Raw genomic sequence first — 20,699 nt, 5'->3', positions numbered from 1 at the left:
TTATCAGTTTTTAGCATGACCTTTTACTATTGCAAGCTGCAAATTATCCTATTATATTCTATATTTGAAATCATTTACACTTAATTATATGGTATACGTGATATTGGGAATGCACAAGTCGGGGACTACACTCGTAGCGGAGACACTGCATAAGTCTGGGATTGATATGGTAGAAGAGGCCGACCAAGATCAAGACTACCAAACTGGTAATAAGTACGAACGCCTTTCCTGCAAAGAGATCAATAAAGATATTTTGGGTTGCACCGACTTAGAGAGTCTGGATACCTTAGAAGATTTACAAGTATCCGAGATTAGTGCCCAGCAAGAAAAGCAAATACAGCAGGTTATTCAACAGTGTAATAATTCTTACGATCAGTGGGGCTTCAAAGACCCCAGAACGTGCATTACCTACCCTGTCTGGAAGCAGTATTTACCCGAAGACCATAAACTTATTGTTGTCTACCGACATCCCTATCAGGTAATGCACCATTACCTCCGCAACAAACGGTTGGATGATAAACTAGTACGAACCTACAAGTCGGTGAAGGGGTGGAAATCGTATAACAACCTACTACTAAATATTCTGAATACTACCGATCAGGATACTTTCGTTTTTAACTACCAAGATTTTATGAATGACGGTAGTATTCTTGAAGCACTCTCCCAGTTTTGTGGCCTACCCATGGCTAATACTATTCAGAAAAGTAACTATCACAATCAGAAAACCAACAACAGCTTTATTAAGCTACTAGACCTACCTCATCAGCAGAAAGCACTTGACATTTATCATGACCTGGAATCATTCCGGTCGCTTAGTCCGAATAAAGCGTTATGAGTGTGCGCCAAATAGCGCAAGCCCCGCCAGAATTAGTTGATACTTCAACTGATCGCAACCTTTTTAGGCATGAGGCTATCAAGCTGAGTATACTCTACCTTATTTGCTGGGCTACTGTTTACTTCGAGACCCCGCTCCCCGTTCGGTTTGGGGTGACTCTTCTTCTTGTTTTTATTCAACTCTCCTCGTACTACTACGCCAGCATTATTATGCTAATGGCGATCTTCATCCCTTTTTTCAATATATTTTTTGATAATGCGATCAGCGGAGTTACCATTACTCGCTTGCTGTTTGCACTATTTTTTATTTTAAGCCTGAACAAAAAAAAGCTCAGAGAGCTCCAGATAGATTCTAAGTTGCTTGTGCTGGCAATGATTGCCTTGGTCACGCTACAGCTATCTTCTAGTTACCAGATTCTATTCAAAAATATGCCCATTTCTGGTGATGGTTCAGCCGCAGGCTATATCAATGTATTGGCAATTATATACGACAATGTAGTCATTGTTCTATTCTTGTATTTCGCGTACACCCGCCTGCCCTTCGCCAAACTCAATCACTTGGTAAATTTTGTCATTCTGTTGGCTATTTTAGAAGCGGCCAGCCTACTTTTCGTAGCGGTGCAGAATGCCGACCAAGTATTTGGCTCGGCAGCCAGTGATCTTAACCGAAACATTTTGTGGCTCAACCCTATGTTTGGCCATAAGAATGACTGGAGCATGATCTTGGTATTTATCTTTTTGCTGGTGATTGTAAGAAACATTTACGTTAAGGAATATAAAGTACTTTACTACTTAACATTGGGGGTGGTTCTGCCCGCTATTGCTATCTCTCTCTCGCGCCAAGCCTACGTCTGGTGCGTACTCGTATTTTTGGTAGTTTCCTGGCTACAAAAAGATTTTCGTTTTGTAGGCTACTTGTCTGTTATTGTACTGCTCGTGGTACTATTTCAGCCGGACTTTATCTTGCAACGTATCCAATCGATGCTAGAAGTCAGAAACGTAGAAGATTTTCAGGAGCTTAATCGGAAAGTATCTGATTTGGCCATTGACCAAGCCGTTGGCAACTTTACTATTGTACCTCGTATGTTTTTTCAGAACTGGGAGTACAACTGGTCGGAGGGCTTCTGGAATGGGTTCCTCCACCAACAAGGTATCATTGGTTTGCTGTATACTGTATTTTTATATTTCTTTATCTACCGCCGATATAGTGCACTATCTAAAATAAAAAAAGGTGGATTGTATCATTATTGCATTATCTTAATGACGGCTATTGTGCTTATGTTTTTGGCCAACTTCAATCGGCGCTATACCCATTTTATGCATTACAAAGGAGATATTGGCCAGATTGGATTTCTGGTAATGTTCCTGATTTTCTACGCTGAGTTAATTTACTCAGCCATTCGCCGGAAGTTGGCTAACCTGGAGCTACTCAAATAACCTTTTCCCGATCTAGTATCTCAGCCAGCTTACTGCTCATCTTATTGGCCAAGTATTGGGCATTGTGGTACTTCGCTACGTAAGCGATACATCGCTTCGATAATACATCATACGCAGAGTGGTTAACCACCTCACTCACCGCACCCGATAGTTCTTGATATTCTTCTACTGCTCGCCCCAAATTATGGTGGGCTATAATGCCATCTGGGTCAGTTACTTGCCGGGTAACAATAGGAGTTCCGACGGATAAGGCTTCCAAAAAAACATTAGAAAACCCCTCGTACAACGAAGTGTTAAGAACAGCGTAGGCTTTTGAGAGGAAGTAGGCTATTTCTTGTCGCTTTAGATAACCCACAAAGACCACATTTTTGCACGATTTCAACTTGTCTAAGACCGCCTGAGTCTCTGCATCAGGATGATCGTTTTTTCCTGCTATTTTAAATGTTTGATGAGGCAAACTACGCGCAACTTCGTACAGAGCGTTCATATTTTTCTGGCGACAGAACCTTCCTACCCAGGCAATATACTCTCGGTCTTTACCAGGAACTTTACCAATAGATTCATCTAACTGATGATACGGGTTATGAAGAACAATACACTCTTTACCCGGGTAGCGGTGCTGTAACTGGGAAAGTTGGTAATTATTCTGACAGACGATTAACCTAGCGTGCTTTAGGCCTAATCTAAAAAATACCCACTCTCGGGTACTAAGTCTTTTTTTAATTCTATCGTCGCAATCAATATCATTGGCCACTAGGTACACAAACGGAATACCTAATACCTTGCAAAGCAAAGCCCAGGTTCCAACATTAAAGGATGATGTGATATGAAAAACGAAATCGGGCTGATACGCTCGGATAGCTCGGATCACGCTGGGTAAGCGTTCGTAGAAATACCGCAGCCCACTAATACCGCCCTCTTTACGATACGTTTCTACTAAATCAAATGGATGATCAGCCTGGTCAACGTACCGATTAGCCCCCTTCCAAGTCAGAAAACCCACCGTATGCCCCAAAGCATATAACGCCTTTCCGAAGGTATACTGTCGTACACAAGCCCCACCTACCGCATATTCAGTGTCGTTCAGTAAATAAGGAATATCAAAATCTGTAAACAAAAGTTTCATTTTGCGTATGTTTGCAGTCTTCTTAGCGGAAGCATGATAAAATTTAAAAATGACGCCTGTTGTTTCGGTCGTTTAGCAATGGTGAAGATTGAGATAATTTAGTCTCTTTGTATTTATTCCGCAAAAGCCGCTTGGCCTCAAGTAAGTTTAGTCCATCTAAGGGTTGGTAGTAGTCGCGCTAAAATATGAGCAAATTTTTAATTTTAATGCGTTAAAAGACTATTTTCTACTTTATAGCTTTTCTTAGAACTCCTCATGATTTCACTATACAACTCCCGAATATGTTTACTATTCTGGTAGGCAGTATTCCTTACTCTTACCTAACCAAATTACTCGATGAGTACTTGAAAAATAATAATGCAGCAATTAACAAAGCGAGGGCAGCGACTGACTTTTCACCAATAACACCAACCTACTTAAAATGAATACCTTTAAAGGACCTATTTTCATTGTAGGTATGCCCAGAAGTGGCACAAAGTTATTAAGAACACTACTAAACCAACACTCAAAAATCAGTATTTCTAGCGTAGAAACGCACTTTATCCCTTATTTATACGAAAAGTTCGATCACCAGTGCCCAGAATACCCGCAAGGAATGAAAGCTTTCTATGACGAACTAGCTAAAACTCCATTTTTTAGAGACACAAAACGGAGGGGAAAATTCTTAGATAAAGCTACTTGGTTAGCAGCGGCTTCCGAATTTTCTGGCTGGGCCGATCTTTTTGAGTTTTTACTGAGATTTTACGGCTCTAAACCCTCAATGAATACTGTTTTTGGTGATAAAACCCCCAGCTACGTTACCAAGATGAGAATTCTTAAACAAGAAATTTTTCCTCACGCAAAATTTATTCATATCATTCGCGATCCGCGCGATTGCTGTTTGTCCGCTAAAAAATTATGGGGAAAAAATCCACTTTTATTTGCTGATGTTTGGCATCAATCTGTAAAGCAAGCCCGCACTGATGCTGCCCTATTTGCCGATAGCTATCTCGAGATTCAGTACGAAGCACTACTGGATCAGCCGGAGAAGATACTTCGGCAGATTTGCCAATTTGTAGGAATAAGTTATCAGGCAGCCATGATGACGCTAAACAAATCGGCGGAGAACCACGGTGATGCTAAAAATGCTAAGCAGATTGTGGGTAGTAATAAAAAGAAGTATCAGGCAGAACTATCTCAAGCAGTCATCAAGCGCATTGAGGAAATAACGTTTCCGTCGGCTACTAAAAGTGGGTACTCTCTTGACTATGCCGAGCAGCACCGCGCCTTATCTTCTATTAATAAAAATTTATTGGCACTAATCAGTGGTTATAACGCATTCCGGTTCCATATTAGGGAAAAGGGAATCAGAAGTGGCATATCTTACTACTTGCGACTTCACCAAGTTACTCACTAATTCAGTGCCTTGTTTCTATAGCTCATGTCAATAAAAACCCGAACCAAATCCGCTATTCCGTACTCAGTGGCAATATCCGTTCTCAACGTGCTAGTTGCCTTGTTCGGCATGATATTACTGGTACGCTACCTGCCTCCGATAGAATACGGTGCCTACGCAATACTGAATGGGATGGTGCCCATGCTCAACCTATTTATCTCATTTGGTTACGACCAGTACTTGTTCCGCTACATTCCCTCCTTAGAAGACAATAAACAAGTAGGATATGTGGTGTGGCACATAGTAGGCCGCCGGGTAGTAATTGCTACCGCCATCACACTATTGTTAATCCTGACTTTTAACTACTTTGATGACAGTATTGGCCTGAATGGTTTTTTCCTTCACTTTGCCATATTTCAGATCATCGTTGTTCTATCCATCGGCAACACAATTCTTAAACAAGCTTTCTTAATACGGCTTTCCCAAGATATTGTATTTGGCACCAATGTGGTTTATGAGTTATCGCGAGTTGCCGTGGTGGTGGTGGGAATCAACCAGCAGGAAGAATTTCTATTCTTTATTATTGGATTTGCTGCGTGTGAAACTCTTTTCACGGTGCTATCCTCTTTTTTCTTTGTACGTAATTATGGGTTTCCCGGCCTGAAGCGCATTATTCGCAAAAGGGAAGAAACCCCCGACGAAAAAGCGTACCGAAAGGCGAGTTACATTGATAAGCTAGGCGGCTCTTTTTTAGGTACTGACATTGATCGGTACATACTGGCTTACTTCTCTAACAATGTACAAGTGGCGATCTACGCTATCTCCACGCGGATTCTTACCAAATTCCTTAAGTTCTACCCGCATCTTATGTTCAAGCATATTTTTGAGGTAGCTCTGTACACCAAATTTGATGCTTCTCAGCGAGATTCAGACATTAACCGTAGTTTCTCAATCATATACAATGCAAATAATATTGTGAGCTTTCTGGCAATAGCCATATTTGTTCCTCTGGGTAGGGAAATGCTAGATTTCGCGCTCAAGCAAGAATATACCCAGCAAGCCTACCTTCCTATTTGTATATTCTTAGTTTTTCTGATCTTTAATAGTATTCCGCTGGGGATGGTAGCAAAGACAATTAAGAAACCCAAAATATTGCTGATTGCCCGACTGTCTACTGTAGTTAACTTAGGCGTCGGTATTCCGATGGCTTACCAGTTTGGGGCAGTAGGTATGGCTCTCGCTACCACCCTGAGCCAGTTTCTTCAAAAAGTTATCATTTATTTCCTTCTCAAAAAACACATAGATTTGAAATTGCAAGGAATAGCCACACTTAAATCTGTGGTAAACTGTGTAGTGACTATCGGTATTTTGTATTTGATAGATCAGTACACTCCGACTTACACTTGGCTACTCTTTCTCAAAATTGCGGTGGGCCTCGGCCTGTACCTACTGCTGATGAAGTTTAATTCTGTGTTTTCTGCCGAAGATAAAGAACGTTTACTAACCCTGCTGCCCAAAAAGTTGCAGAAACCCGCGGGCTACGTGCTGTAGTGCTTGATTTGTACTACTCGTAAAACCCAATCAGCTTTCTTATATCCCCCAGCTTCTTTTTGTGTTGTACTTGGTACAAGTTGATGGGAAATATGGCCGTGTGGTGGCGATCTTTGAACTTATACTTCGTCGGAAACTCTCCGCGCTTGTTAAACGCTTTAAAATCAAAAGCCTGGAGCATTTTTCCGCTGATCCAAAAGAAATTCCAAATGTAGTAGTAGAATGAGTGGCGCTTAAGAAGGGCTAATTTCTCCCTCCACTTAGCTACTGTTTCTTCGGTCATATCTTGCAGTATAAAGCGTTGAGTTTCCCCAGCATCGGCACTTTCCGCTAACCCTCTAGCGTAAAAATGACTAATCTGCGACCTCTTCTCGTTGTTGGGCCGGGTTACCCCTTTAGAGTGAAAAAATAAGCAAGAAAACTGATTGCCTTCAATCTTTTTAGCGTACTCTATCATTTTTAAAATAGACTCGCCCTCGCCTAATTGGGCGGTAATTGTTTTCTTAGGCTCGTTCCAGATGGTAACCGGGAGGCTACTGTAACTCCTAGAATACAAGATTGACACCTTGGGATACTTCTTGATAATATCCTCAAACTCTTTCAGCTCTTCCGCATTTTTGTAGATCACTCCGACCTTTACTTCCTTGCAACTATCGTAAAGCTCTGATTCTATCACGGTTTGTACATGATAGTTCCAAATATGCCTCCATCGATCTACTAAGAACAAATGATAAAACACATAAATACTATCAACCTTTTCCATTGTATTTTTTTTGCAGGTTAAAACGAGCGAGTCTAAACCACACCATCACGTACTACACGACGTTTTTCTTCTATCACTTGGCATACTTCATCCAAGAAATTATCAAACCCCAACTTTTCTACCTTCTCCCGGCCCTGCTTTCCCATAGCCATTATCTGGTTATGGTGTTCGGTAAACCACCTCATGAGCGAAGCTAATTCTTCGGTATCAAAAGGATCGTAGATGAACCCACTAACTGATGGCTCTATTAAATCGGCAGCACCGCAGTGAGACGATGCAATAACCGGAAGCCCGCAAGCCATTGCTTCCAGTACCGTGCGCGGGAGCAGATCTGATACCGAAGATGCAATAAAGACATCGTACTGGAGAAGGTCCTGGTGGATTTGCTTCGAAAAGGGGTGGTAATGTACCGATGGCAATGCCGAAAAACACTTCTCAATCAACTGCTGAGCAGTCGGATCAACCCTGCCAATAAAGTGCAGTTCAGCAGAACCGGGCAGGGTTGCCCAATATTTTTTCCAGGCATCTAGCAGCAAGGGTACGCCTTTAATTAAATTAAATTGAGCTACCGTAACGAACTTAACGGGTAAACGAGATTCCGGCTGATTGCTTCGGGGCAGATAGGTAGTGGTGTCTATCCCTGCTATTTTCGTTAGCCGATGCACTTGCGGCACGCCGTGACTAGTGTACGTATTGCTGATAAAGCTCGATCCAATTTTTGGAATTACTAAATCACTGCTGTTGAGCGTATCGCAGACCTTCTTCATACGCGATACATTCGAGTACGATGATTTGTCTTTGATAGCGTACAGCTCTTCAATCTTTTTAATCTGCTTAAAGTTAAATTGGGGGTGAGCTATTGTGGCCAACGTAACTGTAAAGAGTTGACGTGAACGGGCTTTTACTGTGGTTAGTGGAACGGCCGGCTTGAGATTAAACAGTACTTGAACTCCTTCTACATCAATGATCGTACTCACAAATCGATCAAATATTTTTTCGCTCAAATGCCGCTCGTTGTATTTGGTGTGCTTCTTAAGTCTTCTTAGCAGCGCAAGCTTTATTTTCGTAGGAAGGTGACTATGTGCAGTTTGTATTTTGTCAGCCGGAATCTCTATCTCGTGTTTTTGGTTTGCAATTCTAAGGCAGTACACTTGGTGCAGCATATTCTTATCATACAAATACTTAGCTACCTGATAATTAAAAAACGATAAGCCTGATTTCCCCGAAGCTGATAGGTTACCATAAACTACAATATTAAATTTAGTACTCACGAGCTTTTAGTTTAACCAGTTTAATTTTCCCTGTTCGACCTTTAATAAAAAGGCACTATCACCTAATTGAATAGCTAATTCTTTGGTATCATCTGTAAAATCAATCTCCACTGACTTTTCACCGGAAATAGACGTAACCCACCCTACGTGTAAAAATTCGTGGCAGTTAGCCTCATCAGTTGGCGATACCGTAGTTGTCCACGGAGCCGACTCTACCCCTTTTCGCTTTTTCTCCACCACCACGCCCCGGGTTTCTGCCGAGCTAGCAAAAACATTCTGAATATTTTGCGCTGCTTGAATTTTCTGGTTTAGCGGTAGCAAACTTTGCATTACCAGTTTCCCAAAATATCGCTGTTTATGCTGATAATGAGGTTTATTGTTTTTAATAGTGATCGTGCTTCCTTCTACGGTAGGCATAGTTTCGCTGTGCATTAGCCACTTTTTCTCAAACGCTGATTCTCGTGCAATTACTCGGTCATACACAACAAATACCAGAGGAATATCCCTATTCCCGGTGGTAATGGTAGCCATTGTGCGACTCACCTTCTCTATAGTTTCAGGTAAGTACGCTGCCGTAATGTCGCCCGTAATGTAGCTGTACGTAGGGTTAATACTATCTGGGAAAAATCCGTAATCGATCACCTGGCCCATTTCATAACCATGTTCAGGGTTTAACAGCATCTCAAGATCGTTCGGGTGATCTTGCCCCTGATTGGGCCAATACTGCCCGCCATCATTTATAGAAGACCGCTTGGCTTCAAATTCTTTTAGCTGGTTGTTATAAATCAGTAGGCCGTTCTGAGAACTAGTTTGGTGGTAGTAGTTCATCCAGTAAGGCTTACCGTAGTGCGACTGTTCATCTTTACTGCCGTAAACTCCACTGGTGACAGCTAAAGCACCTTTATAGTAAATCTGGAAGGTACCAAAATCTTTGCGCTGGTGGTTGCCAAAAAAGTAGTTGCCAATCCGCATATGCACTACCGCATCATTGCTGCCAATCCCCATATTCCACCCCGTTCGTACTACCATCTCACCCATAGGTTCTGGAAAATACTTTGCCCGGGGAAGATCAGACAATGGTTTTCTTTTAGCATCAATTGGGCGCAATAGCAATTCGAAGATTTTATCTTCGATGGTTTTATCAAAAAACAGATTCATGTCGGCCAATGTCAGCAGATAAGGATCATTGTAGTAGCTTCCGGTAAATAACGCTATTCGGCGTTTTCGGCGGTCCCGCCCCCGATCATCAAAAGTATCTCCACTTCGCATTTGCTGGCCATCGGGGCGCAAATGGTAGAGCAATTGATAAGGCACAAATTGCTGGTTTTCGCTAAAAACCGGTTTAAGTCCGGCTCGACGAAATAGCCAAGCAGCCATAATATCATGCTGAAAGCGAGTGCCAATGTAGGAGTCGCCCTGATGATGCATATGGGCTTGGTAATGAAAATCCCGCGCGGGTACAAATCGCTGCCGGAGAAGGGTCTCAGCCGCGCGAAACATTTGTGGCTCTTCATCATAAATAGCCAGCCCTGCCGGTAATTGCCCACTCAACAACCACCCTTCTGAATTATGCCCTACCACGGCCGAGGTAGTAATATCGGCAGGAAAGCCAGGTTCGTGTAACTTTGCAATTCTGATAAACTCCTTGATAAATTGCTGCTTCTGCGATTGCGATAGCAGCGGATAGCACCAGTCGTACACACAAGCTCCAATTAGCAGCGGGTTGTACAAGGAACGGGCATCTTTTCCTGCTTTTAATAAAGCCAAGCCCGCATCGATGGCGGTTCGCCCTACCGCCTCATCTTGTTCCAGAAGATACTGAACCGCCAGGCTCAGTGCCCCATCATCTTGCTTCACTTCCTGCCATAGTCGGTTAAAGGGAGGCACGTTACGCTTTTCTTTAAGTAAGGCTACATCCGCTGGTTGCACAAAAATCCGGGGGTGGGGCGGCACCGTGCTACAACTGCCGTAGATCGTATTAGCCAACAGGAGAGCATAGAGTAAGGCTAGCCGGGAAACCATACCTGAGAAATGAAGCACGAAGATTAGGATAGCTTAAAGCGCGACTTCAGCGAGGCCGACTCCCGGTAGTAACTGCTCTTAGACTGCACGTAACCGTAGCCCGAAGAAGAAGCTCCGTTAAGTACCAAGTTCAAATTTTTGATTTGGTTCTTCCTTTGAATTTCATTGATGCCTTTAATAGTTGCCCTATCAGTATAGTTATTGCGAACCACAAACAAGGTTAGATCAAAAAACTGCTCTAAAATTAGGTAATCGGCTACCAGCCCTACGGGTGGAGTATCCACAATGATTTGATCGTATTCTGACTTAACCCGCTCAATTAGCTCTCGCAGCGATGGCTTTTCCAGCAGCTTAATAGGACTTTCATTAGAGAAACCGGAGAAAATGATGTCTAGGTTGGGCGAAGAAGACGGGCGAAACAGCTTTTCTATTTCAAACCCTTTTTCCAGGTAGTTGGCCAGTCCGTAGAGCGTATCGTTTTTAAAGTATTTATCTACCTTAGGACGACGAAAATCGCAGCCAATGAGTAACGTTTTTTGTCCAGCCTCGGCAAATGTCCAGGCCAGATTGGTAGCACAAAATGTTTTACCCTCTCCTTCAACAGAGGAGGTAATGCCAATTACCTGATTGTTTCGCTCCCGGAAGTAGTACTGAAGATTGATACGAATGTATTCAAAAGACTCAGCCACTGAAGTATTCGGCATACTTTTCGCCACCAGCCCTCCGGCCTTTGGCCCGTTAGAAACTACGCCCAACATCGGGATTTCGGCATGATCCTCAATATCTGACTTATTTACCAGATTATCTCCGAAGAACATGGACGGCACAATGAACCCAAACGGAAGAACCAATGATAAAAACAGTGCCGACATTAAAATGAGTTTGCCGTTGGGAGCTACCGGTTCCGGAGAAATCTTCACGCTATCAACTATTTCCACATCTGGCAAGTTAGTGGCCAGTGCCAGTTCAGAATCAGCCTTTTTGCGTATCAGATAGTCGTATTTTTCTTGATAATACGCTACGTCCCGATCTAGTTTATCAAATTCTTGCTCATTATCAGGCAGAGCCTTTACCTGAGAATTGATTTGACCTAATCGGCGGTTCACGCTTCGTAGGTTGGTTTGGGTGGTAGTAATTGCATTGTCAAGATTATCGGATATGGCACCTTTGAGAATGGTTAACTGCTGCTCAATTTGATTGACGAGCGGATTATCTGCGTTATTATAGTTCAGTGCCCGCTTTGCCCGGGCATTCAACGCAATATGTTCCATCACCAACTCTTCAAAGGCACGATCAGAAATACCTGCCGCTGAGGGAGTTACCAGACTGCCTTCGTTGCGTAGTGATCGGGATGTTCTTTTGTAGTACGCTAACCGATTCTCTAGCTCACTCTGTTCAACCTCTAGTTCATTCTGCTTGTTCAGGCCAAGCAGCTTTCCTTGCGCTAAATCTACAATATTATTTTTGTTCCGAAATTCTCCGAAAGAACTTCTGGCTTTCTTCAAAGAATCGCCAATGATAGCAATTTCTTTCTCCAGAAAAGCCACAGTGGTTACCCCCTTCTGGTTTTTATTTTGTACGTCTTTGCTGATGTAGGTGTTGATTAGCGCATTCAGAAAGGTCACTCCTTTTTCGGGGATGGGTGTTTCTATGCTAAGGTTTACCACCCGAGACTCTACTGGAGCAGCTTTTGCGGCCGTACTGGCCGGCTGGGCTACTAGCAAATCTTGGTACTTATTGGCTAATGAGGTAGATGTACTGATTTTGAAATAATAATCACCTACCGGCTGCACCTCCGAGGTTGGCACTATCTGCATGGCGAGGTATTCGTTACTAAAAGGTTCGCCAATTTTGGTAGTCTCCTCAAAGCTTACGGCTTCTACCTCAGCTACTTTCTGATTGGTAGCTAAATTATGAATCGAAGATTTCTCAGCATCAACCCGAACGGTAACATTATTTGACTCATCAATACTCAGATGCACTAACGCTCCCACTAACTGCACTTGGCTGGAATCGAGCACCACATCAATGGGCAATGCATGATAGGTTTCATTTAACCAACTCTCCTTCAAAAAATCAGGCCAAAAACTTTCTACCGTATAGTAGGTGATCCCAAAATCTAGCGTATTCAACGCTTCATGAATTAGGTCGAACGAGTTTAACCGCTTAATCTCATCTTGTAGAATAATACTTCGCTCAATAATCCGATTGTCATCTACTAAAACCTGATCGGTACCTACTGAACCAAACTCTTGTTTACTGATTAGAACACTACCGTAGGCATCATATTTCTTTTCTCCAAACTTAACAAACAGTAGCGCTACCGGAATAATAATTAGGAAGCAGATCAGAAATAGATACCACTTCTTCCTAATCTGGCTAAATAGCAGTGTAAAGTTAATGGTATTCTCTACGTAGGTTGGTTCGGTATTCATAGATCGATGCAGTGTGTAGTGATAGATACAAAGATAAGTAAAAAAATTTCAGCGAATTTTGCCAGTGCTGTTTTTAGCAACACGCTTCTCTTAGCCGAAATCAATAGGTTACTAATAGAAAAAACCTGTTATTCGGATAGCGCTACCTACTTTGAAACTGAGCACACTTCTGGACGAGCTAATATTGAAAGAGTGTTAATGATTGTAGAATATATTTGCTGTATTCTTAATCAAATCCCTGTATGGTTTCTTCTGTAAAAAAAAATACACCCTTTTTCTGCTCACGAATATAGGTCTTTGTCGGAAAAATTCATAACTACAGAAAAATGACATTAGAAAACTGGTCAAGCTGTAGGAATATCACTAATGATGTTCCTACTAAATCTCACCATAAACAATCATTTCCCTCATGAACTCGTTATTCGCACTACTAACGAACTGCAACTTGTATAATTATAAAGACACGAGTTTAAAACCTGACTAATTCTATTTACTAGCAATCTTTAGTTTGTGCATACCACAATATGGTTCTTCATTTTCGAATCCAATGCTCTGTCAGAGAACATTGCGGGAGTAGGTTATTCACGCGGCGGCCGCCTCAATTTTAGGCTTAACAAAGTATTAGCCCCCGTACTACTTGTACCGCAACTAAAAAATGAGCAATTGCCGCAAAAAAACAAATTCGTGCGGCAATTGGATTCAGTTAAATTAATTAGATTTTTTTTATTACTTTTCTAATTGCTCACGTACTATACTTTTTCACCTGAGCGTAGTTTATTTAGCAACTATGCTATGAAATATTCTGCTCGTTTCGTTTATCTTATTTTTTGTATTCTTCTGTTTCAGTTTCAATCGGCTTACGCTCAAAAGACAGAAACCCCGCAAGATACTATCCAAAAAGTAGTAATTGATACTATTTACGTGCAAGGAAATAGCTTTGTATTTACCAAAGATAGCGCATTTTTTACTAAAACTGATACCGTCATCTACGTTACCGATACCATTCGCACCCGAGTGGAAGAAGTTGTGAAGCAGAACAAAGGGGAAGAGCAACAAGCATTTTACAAAAGGTTAAAGAAGACACTAGAAAAACGTAAAGTAGGCGAACAGCTATTTGATTGGTTATTTGACCTAAATAGTAGTTCATCGTCCGCCAATGTGTCAAAGAAGAAATCGTCTTCCCCTCCTGAGTCGGCTGACTACAACGGAAAGTATGTAGGAAATATTTACCTAAAGAAGATTGATATATTCGGGCCCAGTGTAACCGACACCGCCCGACAAGCCGCCTCCAAACTATCGCAGTTTTACAATCAGATTCATATTAATACCCAAGATCAGGTACTAAAAAACAACCTATTACTGGAAAAGGGAGACGCTCTAACTCCAGAGCGACTGGCTGACAACGAGCGGGTTATCCGATCGCTACGATTCATTCGGGATGCTCGCCTGATTGTACAGCCCCGGGCTAATAATGCTGATACCGTAGACTTACTACTTATTACGGAAGATGTAATCCCCTACACCTTCGATGCTGCACCGGAAGGCTTCATTGAAGGTAGTGTAGAGGCTACTAACGTCAATGTGCTGGGAACCGGTCATGAGTTGAGCAATGCTATTATTGTCGCGCCCGATGAATCTCCGCGAGTGGGTTACGAAGGGCGGTACCGCATTCCGAACGTTCGGGGTTCTTTCATTGAGGGAGAACTGCGGTATCGGTATACAATGTGGGATCACATACGAAGTTTTACGCTAAGCCGGCGTTTTGTAGTGCCTGATATCCGCTACGCAGGGGGTATCGACGTAAGCTACAATCGGCTTACAACACTTGATCCTTGGGTAAACTCTTATCCGATTCTGGATACGTTTAGTCGGCCTGAGAATATACCGTTTATTCGCTACGGAATTTTTAATCAAGACTACTGGCTAAGCCGTAGTTTTGGGGTTAGAAATTTTGATGATCGTACCCGTTTGATTGCTGCCGCCCGCTATAACCGTCAGTATTTCTTTGAGCGTCCTGAGGTAGCAGCCAATACTAACCCTGCTTTCCATCATCGGGACCTCCTACTCTTTGGGGCTGGTTTTTCTCGACGCTACTACACCACCGAAACACTAGTATATACCTACGGACGTACCGAGGACATCCCGATTGGCCAGCTGGCCGAAGTTATTGCTGGGCCGGAGTACGGTGAATTTTATAATCGCTATTACACCGGAGTGCTGTATTCCCGTGGTGGGTTTATTCCGGCTTTAGGCTATGTATCGGCCAGTGCAAACTGGGGAGGTTTTTGGCGAAACAACTCGCTGGAAGATGGCGTATTCCGGTTGCAACTTACTAGTTTTAGTTACTTAATTCATCGGCGACGCACCCGGTACCGCGTGTTTCTGAAGGCAGACTATACCCAGGGAGTAAATAGAACCCAAAATGTTGACTTTCGTTTGGGCCTAGTTACGCTTAACAATGAAGAAGGTATTCGAGGATTAGAGGGTTGGGTGCTGGAAGGAAATGAACGGCTAGCTATCAGTTTAGAAACGGTAGCCTACCCTCCGGTAAATTTTTATAGCTTTCGGATGGCCTGCTTTGTGTTTGCCGATGCAGGACTGATTGCCCAGACTGACGAAAGACTTTTTCGAACTCCCTCCTACCAAGGTCTTGGATTTGGCTTTCGGGTACGAAACGAGAACCTAGCGTTTGAAACGTTTCAGGTACGATTTGCTTTTTACCCTCGCACTCCCGAAGGTGAAAGCTGGTTCGGCTTTCGGGTTGGGAGTATTCCCATTCCTGACTTTCTAGACTTTGACGTTCGTAAACCCGAGGTCTTCCGCTTCCGATAATCACAGAGGCCGGCAACCGGAGTCGGGAGACCGAAGTCCGCTAAGCACTTCATTCCAACCCCCATATTACTCACCGCTCCATATCAAAAGCTTTCCGCTCAAATCACCTTCTTTCAAGCTGTTACTTTCACTTGGGTGTAGGGGGTGCGGTTTTGGTCGGGAATAAGTCGGGCAAACTTAGCAGAAAGTGGTTCAGCAGCTAGCGATTCGTCTTTAATCAGCTCAAACGTCACTCGTACCAAATCGGGATTGGCTACGCACTGCTTGGTAATTTCGGCTACTTCTTCTCGGCTAATAGCCTGGTTACGAATTTTATCGTCCTGGTAAAGGACGCACTGCTCCGGCGTATAGCCTTCATCTATCAGCTTACCCGGACGAATAATAACGTAGTTTAGGTGGGTACTGCGGAGCGCATTTTCTCCTCGTAGCTTCCAGGTGAGCACCCGCCCGAATATGTTAAGAAAGAAAAACGGATGGGTTACGCCCATAGATGATATCAGGATAAACTGCTTTACGGAGTGGTTCTCAGCCGCCATTGCCATCTGTCGCACACTCTGGTAATCAATATGCTTGGGCGTATTCTTTCCAAAGTAGTAACTCCTGAAGGACGTAGAGCCAGCAGCATATACGATAATATCTTTCCCCTGGACAATGGTATCGTAGCCCGAATAATCTTGCAGATCATGTTCAATCAGGTGAATGTCAGAAGCGAGTAGTCGTTGGGCTTTAGCGGTATTTCTTACCAGCGCATGCACAGTGTGCCCAGCATTGTGCAGCTTACTTACAATTTCTGCCCCGGTGCGCCCGGTAGCTCCTACTACCAATATACTCAAAGAATCAGCCATATTTTTTCAACTCACGTGGGGTGATAATGTTAAGTGAAGGGTTGAAGGGTACGAGGTAGAGGGTGGGAGAGTGAAAGGGTAGAAGGTTGGAGTGTTAGGTGAATTTTCGGCGGTACTGGATTAGGTTGTACAGCACGGCTGAAATTTGTTGGGTTTGGGTATGAAGTTCTTTCGCTGTGTCTGGAGTCAGTATTTCTACCTGAGAAGCAATGTAGATTTGAGTTCACAGTTCGGCATAAGAACCTCGGGCAATATACAGAAACTGAATAAACTCTTTTTAGCTGCTGATATAAAGTTAGTGCTAATGCTGTACTCTTTTGCCAAACTTCTAAATCCTCAAACCCCTCAATCTTTTTACTCATAACACCTCAAAATTACGCGTTTTAGCCCTCTTCACCTTCCCGCCTCACACCCTTCATCTTTCCGCCCTCACCCCTTCTACCCTTCACCCTTTCAATTCCGAGAACTCACATCCGCGGCGGTGCTTTCTTCTTTGCGGAGGGTTTGGGGATTACCCCGATACTCAATATCACTGCTACCACTGGCTTTGGCATCCAGCGACTCAGTAGCGTGTACAAACGCATCAGATGCTCCGGAGGCTTCTACTTGGCAGCTTTGGCTTACTAAGTCACCCGCTTCCAGGTCGGAGGAACCGGATACCCGAGCAATCATGGCCGTAGCTTCCCCCGACAGATAACCATCGGCTGCTCCCTGAACACGACAAACCAGCTCATCTACGTACACTTCCAGGGTAACATCACTAGCTCCGCTAATACCTACTTCCAGGCTCTGACCCCGAATGGGAGTACGACCGTATATATCGGTAGCTCCTTTGGCAATCAGACTAGTCACTTCCTGAAAGCCAACGTACACCTTACGCGATTCGGCCTTACGAATATTCTTGCGCTCGGAGATATACAGCGTACTGCCCTTCACCTCGGTTCGGATAACCTCCTGCAAGTTCTGATCAGCCTCTACCGTCACCGACACTTCATCCTCCTGACTCAGATACACATCGACGCTACCCGTAACTACAATAGCATCAAAAGAAGAAACTGGCCGGGTTTCGGTCACCACATTCCCATCTCCTCGCACGCCCTGGGCAAGACTTAAGGTTGGGAAAAGAAAAATCAGTAGAAATATAGATTTACTGCGTTGTATCGGAAAAAGTAAATTCATAAAAGTAGTACGTTTATATATTGGATGCACCCAGAACTGCTAAGGTTGCTTCTTCGGATTACTATATTTTTTTAAGTGAAAATTACTCCGGGCTTTCAACGGATAAAGGTTCAGGAATTCCTGAAATACCTTCAGTAATCCACTGTTCACCATAAACAGAGGAATAGATAATTTCTACTCTAGCTCGTTCACCATCAGCAGGTCGCCCGAACCAGTACCTTAGTTTATCTGCGAAACGCTAGTCTCAATCATTGTTCTTGCTTCTCCGGGGGGTAATACCTGCCCCTTAATAATATCGGCGTATCCAAATTGAATTGTGTCGGTCTTAATAATTTTGCTATAGTAGAAAGTTCTTGGATCATTCTTATATACCTGCCCTTCGTATACTACTCTAACCTCGTTGATAAATGCTGGGCCTATCCCGTTGTTCACTAGGCTAAGCGAAAAGTGACTAGAGTTACGATTTGCTGGCCATATTTCAACGTAAGGTAATACCGAAGCATACTGCTGCTTCCTGACCAGTTCGTTTTGCTCACTAGATATGCGTATCTGGTACATTAAAGCCAGTAGTGTGGCAATACTAACAATGAAGGCTGAAAGACTGATGATCTTTTCTGAATTCCAAAACTTCTTCTCAAAACTAATGGGTAGCTGCTTTAGCCACATCTTTTTGGGTTTAGGGGGAGCGATAGGTATCTCTTCTTTCATACTGAATAATAGGTTTGCGAAGAAAATATACGCAATTTCAGAACAACGGGCATTTTAGCGGTTAAGATCCAGGTTAAAGGCACTAACCGAGCAATGATGCTGTGCTTGTCGTCTATCTGCCTGAAGCTTTCTAAGCGTATTTCGGCTCTGAGCCCCGTTCTTGGTGTTGGTGTAATAACGATCTTCATCAAAGCTGACATCCAAGTGCCACGGAGTTGCCCAGCCATGCCATGAGTTCTCTACGCCCCAGTGTTCCCTGACTTTTTTGTTAAAATAGGCCGGTCTTTTAACCACATCGCTCAAATGAAAGCGGTACTCTTCTTGCTGTTTGGTACCAGTTTCTCGCAGGGCGTGTACCATAATGATGGACTGAATATTCTTCCAAGCCAGCACTTCTTCCAGCAGGTCGATGCGTTTACAGACATGGCAGTCTTGGTTCTTACCATATTCTTCTATCTCTTCATCTAAATCACAGCCTGATAGGGTAGCTAACAAGCTTAGCAAGAGAGTGTCAGAGAGCAAGTGTTGCTTGAGCAAAGTGTTTCTACGCGGATTGGGCACCTCGGAAAGACAGTTGAAGTCTAACCCCTCTGTAAAAACAGAGAGGTTTTCAATACACTTTGAAATGTCATAGAGAAGCTTTTTGTTCTTATCTATCGATTCGTAAAAAATGGTTCTTTACAGCAGATTCTTCAATAAGATTGACTTCTTTGTGCAATTCTTTTTGAAGAAACTCAAGTAAGCCGAAGTAACGATCAGAAATATCGTCTATAATAGAGGATATTCTGACAAACTTCTAAGGTTCGTGGCGTCACGAACCTTAGAAGTTTGTCAGAATAAGGTTTAATGAGACCATTAAAACTAATTAGAAAATCTATGTCACTCTTGCTAGTATTTTTACCAGAAGCGAAAGAACCTACCAGATATAACTGGTTGATGTTATAGTGGCTACAACATTCATTTAGACGATCAAAGTATTCTTCTATCTTCACAATAGAGAGCATCTTCAAAGTACCAAGATAGATTTTTTTTTAGTAAGTTCGCTGCCTTACATGTGTTTTCAATACTGAAACCTAACTCTTTATACGCATGGTTGAAGAAATCGAACTATACTTGGACGAAGCTCAGCAACTGATGGAACAGTCGCTTACCCACGTTCATCAAGCATTTGCGAAAATCAGGGCAGGTAAAGCCACCCCTGGTATGCTAGATGGCCTGATGGTAGAGTACTACGGCAATCCTACTCCCATTAATCAGACGGCATCTATCACTACACCCGATGCCCGAACGATCATGGTTAAGCCGTGGGAAAAGAACTTATTGGGAGATATCGAGCGAGCTATTATGAACTCTGATTTGGGTTTGAATCCGCAAAATGACGGCGAACTCATCCGACTCAATATTCCCCCACTTACCGAAGAGCGGCGACAGCAACTGGTAAAACAAGCCAAGACCGAAGCTGAAAACGGTAAAATTAGTGTACGAAACGTTCGCAAGGATACCAATGACAGTATCAAAGCCTTGCTGAAAGAAAGTGTCTCAGAAGATGAGGTAAAGCGGGGCGAAGACAAAGTACAGGAACTTACCAATCAATACACCACAAAAATAGACGACGTATTCCACGTCAAGGAAAAAGAGATTATGACTGTATAAACGGAAAAAAGGAGAAAGGAAGACGGAGAATTAATACAGATTGCATCCGTTCTCCATCCTCCATCTTTCTCTCTCTGATTAGAGATATAATTTGCGGCTTTGAATATATTCTTCTACCAAATCGGGCACCAGATATTTTACCGATAAACCACCTCGGATGCTCCGGCGGATAAAGGTAGCCGAAATATCTAACAACGGGGCCTCTACTTTTTTGATATTCGGATGGTTTCTGATCTCATCCTTTATTTTTTCTTCAGCCACATTAGGGCGAGGATATATCAGAATTGGGGTATAGCTAAGAATTTCTTTCGCGTTCTTCCAACGATGCAAATGCGTTAGCACATCGCTACCCGCAATCAGGTAAAACTGATGCTGGGGGTAGCGATCATTCAAATAGGCCAAGGTGTTAACTGTATAGCTAGGCTTAGGCATACTAAACTCAGCATTGCAGGGCCGAAGATCATAATTATCTTCTACCGCCAGCTCTACCATGCGTAGCCGATCAACTTCGTTCAGTAGGGCTTTCTGCTTCTTGAATGGGTTCTGTGGTGAAACCACAAACCAAACTTGGTCTAAGCTGGCCTGTTGCCGAACCACGTTGGCTACAATTAGGTGCCCCGTATGAATAGGATTAAACGAACCGAAAAATAAGCCTATTTTCAACGATG

17 protein-coding genes are annotated in these 20,699 nt (G+C 43.1%); 6 read left to right on the top strand and 11 right to left on the bottom strand.

What is annotated here, in order from left to right; all coding sequences use genetic code 11:
- The first annotated feature begins 88 nt into the window (after positions 1-88).
- Positions 89-835, top strand: a complete 747-nt coding sequence (locus tag P0M28_RS23300; RefSeq protein WP_302205544.1) for a sulfotransferase — start codon at positions 89-91, stop codon at positions 833-835.
- On the top strand, positions 832-2,271 hold the full coding sequence (locus P0M28_RS23295) for an O-antigen ligase family protein (RefSeq protein ID WP_302205543.1): 1,440 nt from the start codon (positions 832-834) through the stop codon (positions 2,269-2,271). Before P0M28_RS23300 ends, P0M28_RS23295 begins: the two co-directional genes overlap by 4 nt.
- Here P0M28_RS23295 and P0M28_RS23290 read toward each other — a convergent pair.
- The gene (locus tag P0M28_RS23290) at positions 2,264-3,397 is read right to left on the bottom strand and encodes a glycosyltransferase family 4 protein (RefSeq protein WP_302205541.1); all 1,134 of its coding nucleotides are present in this window, start codon (positions 3,395-3,397) and stop codon (positions 2,264-2,266) included. The genes P0M28_RS23295 and P0M28_RS23290 overlap by 8 nt on opposite strands.
- Positions 3,398-3,818: 421 nt before the next feature.
- Between P0M28_RS23290 and P0M28_RS23285 the strand changes: the two genes are divergently transcribed.
- Entirely contained in the window at positions 3,819-4,793 is a 975-nt protein-coding gene (locus P0M28_RS23285) for a sulfotransferase family protein (protein WP_302205539.1), read from the top strand.
- A 24-nt stretch (positions 4,794-4,817) separates the two neighbouring features.
- Positions 4,818-6,323, top strand: coding sequence for an oligosaccharide flippase family protein (locus P0M28_RS23280; protein ID WP_302205538.1), 1,506 nt, complete (start codon positions 4,818-4,820; stop codon positions 6,321-6,323).
- A 13-nt stretch (positions 6,324-6,336) separates the two neighbouring features.
- On the opposite strand, the gene P0M28_RS23275 is transcribed toward P0M28_RS23280, so the two are convergent.
- From P0M28_RS23275 to P0M28_RS23260, 4 genes are read right to left on the bottom strand one after another with little or no spacing between them, the layout of a single operon-like run.
- Entirely contained in the window at positions 6,337-7,086 is a 750-nt protein-coding gene (locus tag P0M28_RS23275; RefSeq protein WP_302205536.1) for a protein-tyrosine phosphatase family protein, read from the bottom strand.
- Between the two features lie 32 nt (positions 7,087-7,118).
- A complete protein-coding gene (locus P0M28_RS23270; RefSeq protein WP_302205534.1) occupies positions 7,119-8,357 on the bottom strand; it encodes a glycosyltransferase family 4 protein in 1,239 nt (412 codons plus the stop codon).
- A 6-nt stretch (positions 8,358-8,363) separates the two neighbouring features.
- On the bottom strand, positions 8,364-10,379 hold the full coding sequence (locus P0M28_RS23265) for a hypothetical protein (RefSeq protein ID WP_302205533.1): 2,016 nt from the start codon (positions 10,377-10,379) through the stop codon (positions 8,364-8,366).
- A 23-nt stretch (positions 10,380-10,402) separates the two neighbouring features.
- Positions 10,403-12,814: a GumC family protein gene (locus tag P0M28_RS23260; protein ID WP_302205531.1), complete on the bottom strand. Its 2,412-nt coding sequence runs from the start codon at positions 12,812-12,814 to the stop codon at positions 10,403-10,405.
- A gap of 792 nt (positions 12,815-13,606) precedes the next feature.
- Between P0M28_RS23260 and P0M28_RS23255 the strand changes: the two genes are divergently transcribed.
- Positions 13,607-15,646, top strand: a complete 2,040-nt coding sequence (locus P0M28_RS23255) for a BamA/TamA family outer membrane protein (protein ID WP_302205530.1) — start codon at positions 13,607-13,609, stop codon at positions 15,644-15,646.
- 113 nt (positions 15,647-15,759) lie between these two features.
- Here P0M28_RS23255 and P0M28_RS23250 read toward each other — a convergent pair whose 3' ends face one another.
- The 5 genes from P0M28_RS23250 to P0M28_RS31170 all read right to left on the bottom strand — a co-directional run bounded on the left by P0M28_RS23250 (position 15,760) and on the right by P0M28_RS31170 (position 19,382).
- The gene (locus tag P0M28_RS23250) at positions 15,760-16,491 is read right to left on the bottom strand and encodes an SDR family oxidoreductase (RefSeq protein ID WP_302205528.1); all 732 of its coding nucleotides are present in this window, start codon (positions 16,489-16,491) and stop codon (positions 15,760-15,762) included.
- A 453-nt stretch (positions 16,492-16,944) separates the two neighbouring features.
- On the bottom strand, positions 16,945-17,670 hold the full coding sequence (locus P0M28_RS23245) for a head GIN domain-containing protein (protein WP_302205526.1): 726 nt from the start codon (positions 17,668-17,670) through the stop codon (positions 16,945-16,947).
- A gap of 219 nt (positions 17,671-17,889) precedes the next feature.
- The gene (locus tag P0M28_RS23240; RefSeq protein WP_302205525.1) at positions 17,890-18,378 is read right to left on the bottom strand and encodes a hypothetical protein; all 489 of its coding nucleotides are present in this window, start codon (positions 18,376-18,378) and stop codon (positions 17,890-17,892) included.
- Positions 18,379-18,432: 54 nt separating this feature from the next.
- On the bottom strand, positions 18,433-18,939 hold the full coding sequence (locus P0M28_RS23235) for an ISAs1 family transposase (protein WP_302205523.1): 507 nt from the start codon (positions 18,937-18,939) through the stop codon (positions 18,433-18,435).
- A 194-nt stretch (positions 18,940-19,133) separates the two neighbouring features.
- Complete coding sequence (locus tag P0M28_RS31170) at positions 19,134-19,382, bottom strand: nucleotidyltransferase domain-containing protein (RefSeq protein WP_367281882.1); 249 nt, start codon at positions 19,380-19,382, stop codon at positions 19,134-19,136.
- An 85-nt stretch (positions 19,383-19,467) separates the two neighbouring features.
- On the opposite strand from P0M28_RS31170, the gene frr reads away from it, so the two are divergent.
- On the top strand, positions 19,468-20,031 hold the full coding sequence (gene frr, locus P0M28_RS23230; RefSeq protein ID WP_302205522.1) for a ribosome recycling factor: 564 nt from the start codon (positions 19,468-19,470) through the stop codon (positions 20,029-20,031).
- A gap of 78 nt (positions 20,032-20,109) precedes the next feature.
- On the opposite strand, the gene nadD is transcribed toward frr, so the two are convergent.
- A complete protein-coding gene (gene nadD, locus P0M28_RS23225) occupies positions 20,110-20,694 on the bottom strand; it encodes a nicotinate (nicotinamide) nucleotide adenylyltransferase (RefSeq protein ID WP_302205520.1) in 585 nt (194 codons plus the stop codon).
- Positions 20,695-20,699 lie beyond the last annotated feature (5 nt).

The sequence above is a fragment of the Tunicatimonas pelagia genome, assembly GCF_030506325.1.
In the GTDB taxonomy this organism is placed as follows: domain Bacteria; phylum Bacteroidota; class Bacteroidia; order Cytophagales; family Cyclobacteriaceae; genus Tunicatimonas; species Tunicatimonas pelagia.
Note: the sequence above shows the minus strand (reverse complement) of the source record. Positions and strands in the feature narration are given on the sequence as shown.

Bases quoted from the DNA above. Each gene is read 5' to 3' on its own strand.
- P0M28_RS23300 (WP_302205544.1), top strand. From the start codon at position 89: ATGGTATACGTGATATTGGGAATGCACAAGTCGGGGACTACACTCGTA.
- P0M28_RS23295 (WP_302205543.1), top strand. From the start codon at position 832: ATGAGTGTGCGCCAAATAGCGCAAGCCCCGCCAGAATTAGTTGATACT.
- P0M28_RS23290 (WP_302205541.1), bottom strand. From the start codon at position 3,397: ATGAAACTTTTGTTTACAGATTTTGATATTCCTTATTTACTGAACGAC.
- P0M28_RS23285 (WP_302205539.1), top strand. From the start codon at position 3,819: ATGAATACCTTTAAAGGACCTATTTTCATTGTAGGTATGCCCAGAAGT.
- P0M28_RS23280 (WP_302205538.1), top strand. From the start codon at position 4,818: ATGTCAATAAAAACCCGAACCAAATCCGCTATTCCGTACTCAGTGGCA.
- P0M28_RS23275 (WP_302205536.1), bottom strand. From the start codon at position 7,086: ATGGAAAAGGTTGATAGTATTTATGTGTTTTATCATTTGTTCTTAGTA.
- P0M28_RS23265 (WP_302205533.1), bottom strand. From the start codon at position 10,379: ATGGTTTCCCGGCTAGCCTTACTCTATGCTCTCCTGTTGGCTAATACG.
- P0M28_RS23260 (WP_302205531.1), bottom strand. From the start codon at position 12,814: ATGAATACCGAACCAACCTACGTAGAGAATACCATTAACTTTACACTG.
- P0M28_RS23255 (WP_302205530.1), top strand. From the start codon at position 13,607: ATGAAATATTCTGCTCGTTTCGTTTATCTTATTTTTTGTATTCTTCTG.
- P0M28_RS23250 (WP_302205528.1), bottom strand. From the start codon at position 16,491: ATGGCTGATTCTTTGAGTATATTGGTAGTAGGAGCTACCGGGCGCACC.
- P0M28_RS23245 (WP_302205526.1), bottom strand. From the start codon at position 17,670: ATGAATTTACTTTTTCCGATACAACGCAGTAAATCTATATTTCTACTG.
- P0M28_RS23240 (WP_302205525.1), bottom strand. From the start codon at position 18,378: ATGAAAGAAGAGATACCTATCGCTCCCCCTAAACCCAAAAAGATGTGG.
- P0M28_RS31170 (WP_367281882.1), bottom strand. From the start codon at position 19,382: ATGCTCTCTATTGTGAAGATAGAAGAATACTTTGATCGTCTAAATGAA.
- frr (WP_302205522.1), top strand. From the start codon at position 19,468: ATGGTTGAAGAAATCGAACTATACTTGGACGAAGCTCAGCAACTGATG.